Below are 5,755 nucleotides of genomic sequence, written 5' to 3' on the forward strand. Positions count from 1 at the left end.
AGAACCGCGCGCTCAGACCAGCGCGGGCCGCTTGTACGGCCGCGTGGCCAGTCGTGGCGTCGCCGCCAGCACCTCGAAGTTGTCCCTGGTGCAGGCGACCCGCCCGAACAGCGAGTCCTGCCCCGCCACGCACAGCCGCTCCACGCCGCGCTCGCGCAGCGTCCCCACCACCGACGGCCACCGCACCGTCCGCACCACGCCGTCGAGCAGCACCGCCCGCACGCCCTCGGCGGTGGTGCGCACCGACCCGTCCTGGTCGGCCACCACCGGCACTGCCGGGTCGCGGAACGTCACCTGGGACAGCAGCTCCCGCTCGATCCGGTCGCGCAGCCCGCCGAACAGGCTCACGTGCAGCGGCGGGTCCATCTCGTACAGCGGCAGCCCGCCCGCCGCGCGCAACCGGTCGGAGAACCAGCCCACCTTGTCGCGCTTGAGCGAGACCATCGCGAAGTCCACGTCCACCCGGCACGACAGCTCGTGCCAGTCGTCCAGCTCCGCCAGCGCCGCGTCCAGCACGTCCTGCGGGGTGCGGGCGAACGACAGCGTCACCACGTCGCCGTGCTCGGCGGTGAAGTACTCGGTCTCCACCCGCACCAGCTCGGCCGTCAGCCAGATGCCCTCCTCGGCGCTGATCGCCCCGGAGTGGACCGCCGCGGCCTTGCCGCCGAAGCTCGCCCCGGTCACCAGCTCCGGCGCGAACCCGTGCTCGTGCTCGGCCCACCGGGCCAGCGCCAGGCAGTTCACCAGGAACCCCACCTGCGCCGCCGCCGAGTAGTCCGAGCCGCTCTCGCGCAGCGCGGCGAACAGGTCGACGCCCAGCACCTCGTCCGCCACGCCCACCAGCTCGCGCGCGAACGGGTTGACCAGCATGAACTTCGCGACGTCGGCGAACTGCACCGGCCCCATGCCGGGGAACGCGATCGCGGTCGGCACGCTCATCCCAGACTCCCTCATCCCGGACCGGCTCAGCCCGCGCTCAGCTTGGTGAACGCCTGCTCGATCGCGGCCAGCGACTCGGCCACGTGCGGCACGGCCGTCGGGTCCGCCGCGGCCATCGCCGCGTGCTGCTCCTCGCGGGTGCTGCCGTACAGCACGCTCGTCGCCGCCCGGAACCGCAGCGCCCGCGCGTCGTCGCCGAAGTGCACGCCCGCCAGCACCGCCACCCCGGACTCGGTGAACAGGTGCGCCTGCAGCGTCTCGCCGTCCACGACCCCGCGCCGGGCCAGCGGCTCGCGCAGCGGCTCGAAGTCCGGGTACACGTAGAACCCGCCCGTGGGCGGCCGGGTCAGCGCGCCCGCGTCCTCGGCGATCCGCCACACCGCCCGCGCCACCGCGCCGTGCAGCCGCGCGTCGGCGTCGCGCCGCGCCACCAGCTCGGCGGGCTCGTCGAACGCGTACTCGGCGACCGCCTGCATCGGGCCCGCCAGCGTCGACCACACCTCGCTGGCCACCGACGCCACGTCCGCGCGCATCCGCCGCCCGGCCTCGTCGGCGGGGAAGCGGGCCGCGCCGATCCGCCAGCCGCCCAGCGCCAGGCTCTTGCTCAGCCCGGTGATGACGACGGTGCGCGAGGGCGACACCTCGGCGGGGCTGAGGTACTCGAAGCCGGGGTCGTGGAGCACGTCCCGGTAGATCTCGTCGGACACCAGCAGGAGGTCCTCCTCCTCGGCGACGGCGCAGATCCGCCGCACCAGGTCCGCCGTGGCGGTGGTGCCGGTGGGGTTGTCCGGCGAGGTGAGGACGACGATGCGCGGGTCACCGCCCTCGGCGCGCGCCTGCCGCACCCGCTCGCGCAGCGCGTCCGGGTCCGGGACGCCGCCGCACTCGGCGGGCACCGGCACCCCGAACACCCGCTTGCCCGCCAGCACCGCCTGCGGCGCGTACGTCACCCAGCACGGCTGCGCCAGCAGCACGTCGCCGGGCACGACCAGCTGCAGCGCCAGCAGCAGCGCCTTGCTGCCGGGGGCGACGACCACCTGGTCGGGGTCGGTCGGCAGCGACCGCCGCGCGCAGTACTCGGCGAACGCCCGCAGCACGCCCGGCGCGCCGGGCACCGGACCGTAGGAGTTGCGGTCCGCGCCCTCGGCGAGCCGCTCCACCAGGCCGGGGAACACGGGCAGGCGCGATTCGCCGAACCCCAGGTGCACGATCGGCTCACCGGCGGCCTGGCGCAGCGAGACCAGGTGGTCCAGCGCCAGGTTGGGCGAGATCTTCCGGACGGCCACACCGAGCCCTTTCGTCGTGGGGGAGTGGGGAACGCGGGGGAGAGCGGTGCGGGCGCCGGGGTGCGGCGCCCGGCCGAGCGCGGAGAAGGGGGCGCTCAGCCGAGCGCCGCGGTCTGCGGCGCGCTCTTCGGGACCGCGCTGGTCACGGCGGCCAGCAGGTCGGCGGGCGTCGACGGGTCGATCTCCAGCTCGTTCAGCCACGACGCGGTCTCCGAGAACCGGGCCCGGAACGGGCGGCCCACCAGCTCGGGGACGCGCGCCTGCACCATGCGCAGCCGGAAGTGCTTGCCGTCCGGGGCGTCCTCGACGCCGTCGACCAGCACCTTGCCGGGCGTGGCGGACATGCTCGGGCCGCGCACCGTGCGCGCCAGGCCCGGCAGCGTCCGGTAGGCGCCCTGGAAGATGTCGACCGCGCGGGCCAGCGGCACCTTGAAGTACTCGCGGGGACCGGTGTCGCGCTCGACGAACATGTAGTAGGGCACCAGGCCCGCGGACAGCTCGCCGCGCCACATGTCGGCCCACACCCGCGAGTCGTCGTTGACGTGCTTGATCAGCGGCGCCTGGCAGTAGACGACCGCGCCGGTCGCCCTGATCCGGGCGAGCGCCGCGCGGGCCTGGTCGGTCTCCAGCTCGCGCGGGTGGCTGAAGTGCGCCATCACCGCCAGCGAGCGGCCCGAGGCCACCACGCGCTCGAACAGGCGCAGCACCTCGTCCGCGTCCGGGTCGGTGGTGAAGCGGTGCGGCCAGTAGGCCACCGACTTCGTGCCGATCCGGATCGTGCGCACGGTGTCCACCGCCAGCAGCGGCTCCAGGTGCGAGCGCAGCCGCTCGGTGCTCATGATCATCGGGTCGCCGCCGGTGACCAGCACGTCGGTCACCGCCGGGTGCTGGCGCAGGTAGCGCACCAGCAGCTCCGGGCCGGGCGCGGCGAACCGCAGGTCCGCGTCGCCGACGAACTGCGCCCAGCGGAAGCAGTAGGTGCAGTAGGCGTGGCAGGTCTGGCCCTGCTGCGGGAAGTACAGCGCCGTCTCCCGGTACTTGTGCTGCACGCCCGGCAGCACCTCCCCGTCCAGCATCGGGACGTTGAGCTCCTTCTGCCCGGCCGGGTGCGGGTTCAGCCCGCCGCGCACCCGCTCCACGGCCAGCCGCAGCCCGCGCTTGTCCTTGGCGCGCAGCAGGTCGGCCAGCTCGCGCTCGTCGTCCTCGGCCAGCATCCCGCGCTGCGGGAACACCAGCTGGAAGATCGGGTCGTTCGGCACGCGGGCCCAGTCGATCAGGTGCGAGAGCACGTACTCGTTGACCCGGAACGGCAGCACCTGCGAGATGACCCGCACCGCCTCCATCAGGTCCGCGCGCGGCGCGTACCTGGCCGCGACCTCGTCGACGTGGTGGGGCCCCAACGACCGGAAGCGGGGCGCCTCCGGGAGAACGGCGAGCGGCAGGGACATGCGCGAGCACCTTCCGTTTCGGTCTTCCCGGTTTTTCGCTCGAACGGCCGCGGCGCGGAAAGACCGCGGTGCTGGGAAATGGGCGTCCGACCGCGCGCCGATCGGCGCGCGGCGAGTGCGGCGCGAGGCGAGCGCACCGCGCGGAGAACGCACGAGGGGAAGTTCGCGGGTGGTTCCGCTGAGCGACCTTAAGCGCGAAATGCCCCCGCGCAACCCCTAGCGCGGCCCCTGCGCGACCCCTCACCGCCCCGCGCCCGCAGCCGGTGGGCGCCGCCCCGCGCCCCGGACCTCGGCCGAATCCCCAGGTGGGGGCTTCCGCTGACCGGTGGTCGGGGTCGGGGGTGGGGCGGGGCGGTCGCCGGGCGGCTAGGGGGACCGTAGGGGGACTTCCGGGGTTTAGCGGACTTCCGCGACGTGCTTAGTCTTTCTCAACGACCGGGGGCGGGAATTTCCCAGAGCCATTCACGTGGCAGCCGGGAACGGCTTCCGGGCACAGGCCCAAAGGGACCGGCGCGCGGTGGTCGGGCAGGCTCCCGCGCACCCGGAGGAGAAGACGGATGACAGAAACCCAGCAGGTCCGGACCTACCCGTTCAGCGAGGAACTGGGTATCCACGTCGATCCCATCTACGCCGAGCTGCGCAGCGCGGAGCCCGTCAACCGGGTGCAGATGCCCTACGGCGAGGTCTCCTGGTTGACCCTCGGGTACGAAGACACCAAGACCGTGCTGACCGACCCGCGCTTCAGCCGGGCGGCGGCGCAGGGCCAGGACCAGCCCCGGTTGCGCGAGGAGATGGCGTACGAGGGCATCGTGGGCCTCGACCCGCCGGACCACACCCGCCTGCGCAAGCTCGCGGGCAAGGCGCTGACCGCCCGGCGCGTCAACGCCATGCGCCCCCACGCGGTGCGCATCGCGGAGAAGTGCGCCGACGACATGATCGCCCACGGCTCGCCCGTCGACCTGGTCGAGCACTTCGCGCTGCCCTTCCCGATCGCCGTCATCTGCGACCTCATCGGCGTGCCCTTCGAGGACCGGGGCAAGTTCCGGGTCTGGACCGACGGCCTGACCAACACGGCCAAGCCGGTCATGTCCCAGGCCGAGGAGCTGTTCGCGTACATGGCCACCCTGGTGGCCCAGCGCCGCGAGGAGCCCACCGACGACCTGCTCACCGCCCTGGTGCGCGCCCGCGACGACGAGGACCAGCTCACCGAGCAGGAGCTGCTCTCGATCGCGAGCGTCGGCCTGCTGCTGACCGGGTCCGAGGCCGTCTCCACGCACATCCCGAACTTCCTGTACGCCCTGCTCACCAGCCCCGAGCACTACGAGCAGCTCAAGGCCGAGCCCGAGCTGATCCCGGCCGCCGTGGAGGAGATGCTGCGGTTCATCCCGCTCAACCCGGCCGCGCTGTTCCCCCGCTACGCCACCGAGGACGTCAAGCTCGGCACCATCGTCGTCCGCGAGGGCGAGCCGATCCTGGCCTCGATCCCCGGAGCCAACCGCGACCCGGAGGTCTTCGCCGAGCCGGAGAAGATGGACTTCACCCGCGAGTCGAACCCGCACGTCGCGTTCGGCCACGGCCCGCACCACTGCCTCGGCGCGCAGCTCGCCCGCATGGAGCTCCAGGTCATGCTGGAGGTCATCACCACCAAGTTCCCGAACCTGCGCCTCGCCGAGGGCGACGAGGGCGTGGAGTGGAAGCGCGGCCTGCTGGTGCGCGGCCCGAAGAAGCTGCGGGTGGCCTGGTGAACCACACCACCGAGGCCACCTCCTGGTCGGTCGCCGTCGACCGCGCGGCCTGCATCGGCACCGGCGTGTGCGTGAGCACCTCGCCGGAGCACCTGGAGATCCGCGACGGCAAGGCCGCCGCCCGCGCGACCGAGACCGGTCCCGCGCAGTACCTGCTCGACGCGGCGGACATGTGCCCCATGGCCGCGATCACCGTCACCGAGACGGCCACGGGCCGGGTGCTCGCACCCGAGGAGTAAGCCCGACCACCGCCGTCCCCGGCCGGGAGACCACCCTCCCGGTCCGGGGACGAGCCACGTCAGGACCCAGGACCGAACGCCGGACCAGTGGAGCACGG

The 5,755-nt window shown here is 73.5% G+C and carries 5 protein-coding genes; 2 read left to right on the forward strand and 3 right to left on the reverse strand.

Features of this window, described 5'->3' with window-relative positions; all coding sequences use genetic code 11:
• Window positions 1–12: 12 nt before the first annotated feature.
• The 3 genes from AMIR_RS13455 to AMIR_RS13465 all read right to left on the reverse strand — a co-directional run bounded on the left by AMIR_RS13455 (window position 13) and on the right by AMIR_RS13465 (window position 3,673).
• Complete coding sequence (locus tag AMIR_RS13455) at window positions 13–939, reverse strand: ACP S-malonyltransferase (protein ID WP_015801514.1); 927 nt, start codon at window positions 937–939, stop codon at window positions 13–15.
• A gap of 26 nt (window positions 940–965) precedes the next feature.
• Window positions 966–2,225 carry a pyridoxal phosphate-dependent aminotransferase gene (locus AMIR_RS13460; protein ID WP_015801515.1) on the reverse strand — a complete coding sequence of 420 codons (1,260 nt, stop codon included), beginning with the start codon at window positions 2,223–2,225 and terminating at the stop codon, window positions 966–968.
• Window positions 2,226–2,320: 95 nt separating this feature from the next.
• Window positions 2,321–3,673 (reverse strand): KamA family radical SAM protein, encoded by a 1,353-nt coding sequence (locus AMIR_RS13465; RefSeq protein ID WP_015801516.1) that lies wholly within the window; start codon window positions 3,671–3,673, stop codon window positions 2,321–2,323.
• 557 nt (window positions 3,674–4,230) lie between these two features.
• On the opposite strand from AMIR_RS13465, the gene AMIR_RS13470 reads away from it, so the two are divergent.
• Entirely contained in the window at window positions 4,231–5,418 is a 1,188-nt protein-coding gene (locus AMIR_RS13470; protein ID WP_015801517.1) for a cytochrome P450, read from the forward strand.
• Entirely contained in the window at window positions 5,415–5,657 is a 243-nt protein-coding gene (locus AMIR_RS13475; protein WP_015801518.1) for a ferredoxin, read from the forward strand. Before AMIR_RS13470 ends, AMIR_RS13475 begins: the two co-directional genes overlap by 4 nt.
• Window positions 5,658–5,755: the final 98 nt, after the last annotated feature.

The organism is Actinosynnema mirum DSM 43827, assembly GCF_000023245.1.
GTDB classification, from domain to species: domain Bacteria; phylum Actinomycetota; class Actinomycetes; order Mycobacteriales; family Pseudonocardiaceae; genus Actinosynnema; species Actinosynnema mirum.